This is a genomic window from Bacillota bacterium, assembly GCA_040754675.1.
Lineage (GTDB): Bacteria > Bacillota > Limnochordia > Limnochordales > Geochordaceae > Geochorda.
This window is the reverse complement of the sequence record JBFMCJ010000549.1, coordinates 1-2,658: the sequence shown is the minus strand read 5'-3', so window position 1 is coordinate 2,658 and position 2,658 is coordinate 1. Positions and strand designations below refer to the sequence as shown.

General features: G+C 68.6%; 5 protein-coding genes. All 5 read right to left on the bottom strand.

The genetic code is table 11. The annotated features are described in order from the left end of the window. Nucleotides 1–158: 158 nt before the first annotated feature. The gene (locus AB1609_20630; GenBank protein ID MEW6048850.1) at nt 159–410 is read right to left on the bottom strand and encodes a hypothetical protein; all 252 of its coding nucleotides are present in this window, start codon (nt 408–410) and stop codon (nt 159–161) included. Between the two features lie 37 nt (nt 411–447). Then, the gene (gene dnaN, locus AB1609_20625; GenBank protein ID MEW6048849.1) at nt 448–1,596 is read right to left on the bottom strand and encodes a DNA polymerase III subunit beta; all 1,149 of its coding nucleotides are present in this window, start codon (nt 1,594–1,596) and stop codon (nt 448–450) included. After that, nucleotides 1,586–1,987 carry a hypothetical protein gene (locus AB1609_20620; protein MEW6048848.1) on the bottom strand — a complete coding sequence of 134 codons (402 nt, stop codon included), beginning with the start codon at nt 1,985–1,987 and terminating at the stop codon, nt 1,586–1,588. Before AB1609_20620 ends, dnaN begins: the two co-directional genes overlap by 11 nt. Beyond that, a complete protein-coding gene (locus AB1609_20615) occupies nt 1,977–2,456 on the bottom strand; it encodes a hypothetical protein (protein MEW6048847.1) in 480 nt (159 codons plus the stop codon). Before AB1609_20615 ends, AB1609_20620 begins: the two co-directional genes overlap by 11 nt. Beyond that, on the bottom strand, nt 2,453–2,658 hold a 206-nt coding region (locus AB1609_20610), incomplete at its 5' end, for a hypothetical protein (protein ID MEW6048846.1). The genes AB1609_20615 and AB1609_20610, both read right to left, overlap by 4 nt.

Sequence of the window (2,658 nt, the reverse complement as noted above, 5' to 3'; positions counted from 1 at the left end):
CGACATAGAGGCCATTGGCAAGCCACGCAGCGCATGTTTACTGTATACATCTCGGGGCTTCTTGATGGTTTGAAACCCCGTCATTTCGGGACGCGTGCGAGTTGAGGAGTTCGCAACTTCGGACTAGACCCCTCCCGGGTGTCAAGCGTTCGGCTCCGTCACGCAGCCTTCGGCCTGGCCGCCTCGATCGTCAGGTCGACGAACGCCTGCACCTTCTTGGCGCTCCACGCGGGCCGGGCGCGCAGGACCGCCGCGGCCATGACTCGCCGGGCACCGGCCACAGGTGCCGCCACCTCGGGTGGATTGAACCCGGCCGCCTCGGCAAGCTGGCGCGCGTGCCAGTACCGGCGGGCGAGGTCGGCCAGCCGGCGGGCGAGGTTAAGATCATCGGTCCACGGAGGGCTGTCCATTGCGTTCCCCTCCCGGATGGCAGGCGGGCGGCCGGACTTACGCCGCCCTCGCCACCGCGCCCGTGTCCAGCCGCACCGGCATCACGACGTAACGGTAGTCGCTACCCGCGACCGACCACTGGGACTGGCGGGCCGGATCGCTTACCGCGTACTCCACGGTCTCGGACTCCACCGCCCGCAGGAACTCTTCCAGGAACCGCGCCTGATATGCCGGGCGCAGGCCCTCCGGCCACGGCGCCCCGACGGTCCGCAAGGTCTCAACCCCCTCGCCGACGTCGGCCTCGATGGCCCTGAGTACGACACGCCCCGGTTCGTCAGCCGGCTCGAACATGACGACCGCCGGCCCGCGGCGGGAAAGCAGAGACAGCCGGCTGACAGCATCCAGGAGGGTCCGGCGCTCGAAACCCACGCGGTGGGCCGGGTCGGACAGCAGGACTTGTCGGAATGGCGGGAACATCCCCTCGATGAGCCGGGTGGTGAGGGTATACGCCCCCGCCTGGACCGCGATCAGCCGCTCGCCCACGTCCATCACAACCTCGGCCCCTGGGGAGATGGCGCCGAGGATGCGAGCGGCTTCCTCCACGGACCGCCGGGGGACAATCGCGGAGACCGAGCTGCCATCCGCCACGCCGGTCGGCCCGTCGAGGGGAATGGTCTCCGTGGCCAGCCGGCTAGAGTCCGTCGCAGCGAGCGTCAGCGCGGATGGGCCCACCTCGACGTACACGCCGGACAGCACGGGGCGCTTATCGGATTCCGCCGCGGCAAACGCCACGCGGCCCAGCACCCCGCCGAGGATCCCCGCCGTGAGCCGAACCGTCGCCCGGGCTTCGGGGGACGGAAGCTCGGGGAAGTCCTCCGCGTCCATCGACGCCAGGTTGAACCGGGCGCCGGCTGAGATGACACGGATTTGCTTATCCGTCGGTTCGAGGGTCACGGTTTCGGCCGGCAGCTTCCCCGTCAGCCCGACGAGGAGCCGGGCGTCGACGACGCGCGCCCAGCCGCCATCTCCCTCGGCGTGCAGGGTGGCTCGAATCCCGAGCTTGAGGTCCGTGGCCGCGACGACTAGGTTGCCGGGGTTCCGGGCGTCGAGGAGGACGCCGTTTAGGACGGGGACATTCTCGCGCTTCGCTGTTGCCGCCTCGACGATCCGAAGCGCCGAATGGAAAACCTTGCGTTCAATCTGCATCCGACTCATCTCCCTTCATGGCCGCCACGACGGTGGACGCCCACCGCTGCGACCAGTGTTCGAGCGCCCGCAGCACCATGGGACGGACCTGGCTGGCCACGCCCTCCGCCCCAGGCCCCTCAGCCGTTACCTCGGCCGAAAACCGGATGTGCACCCGCGGCCCGTCCTGGAACTCGAACGTCACGTCGGCCAGCCCGTCGTTGACCCACTGCCAGCCGACGAGGCGGACGGGAGACGAGGCGCGGCGCCGGCGCGGGCGCGGAGTCGCCTGTCGGGGCTCGGGCTGGGACGGTTCGGCCTCTCCGATTCGTGGCAGACGCCGCAGGGCGGCGATCTGCTCCAGGTCGCCGAAGCGCAGGGGACGCGCCAGCACCGATGTTTCAGGCTGCACGAGATCGTACCTCCTCTCGCTCCACGACACCGTGTTGCTCCAAGCATGCGACGGCTACCGCGGCCACCTGAAGGATCTCGCGTAGCGCATCGCGGTCGCCGCCGTGGCGCACCCAGGCGTCCATGGCCTCGTTGAGTTCGGAGCCCAGAATCAGCAGCCACTCGCCGACCGAATGCGGGTGCTCGTCAATGCTGCCCCACTTCGCGTCCTGGTAGCGCCGTTCACTCTGAATGGCTCGAAACACGTCTAAACGGCGCCCGGATGGATCGATCGGAGTTGGCGGTACAGTTTCCGCGAGCTCCAATTCACTCGGCTGAAACCACTCGGCAACGCCGCTGATGAACTGCACGCCAACAGATCGGCGGCTCCTGGACTCCAATGCGAATACCGTGCCGACTGCTCCTGCGAACCCCGTATCCTTTGCGATCACGCGTACTCGGATGCCGGTTGCGATGTCCTCCAGCCTCATCCTTGCACCTCCGGTTTCGCCATTCTCCAGCACCCCCACGGCGCCACGACCAGCGTCCCATCGTCCAGCCGCACCAGGCGGTTACGCGGGCCTGGGCCTCTTGCTTGGACGATCAGGGTGCCGGTGCGGCCGCGCAGGGAGGGGTTGGCGCGGCCGACACACACCAGCCGCAGCGGCTCATCCAAACGGCGCGCTCGTGTCA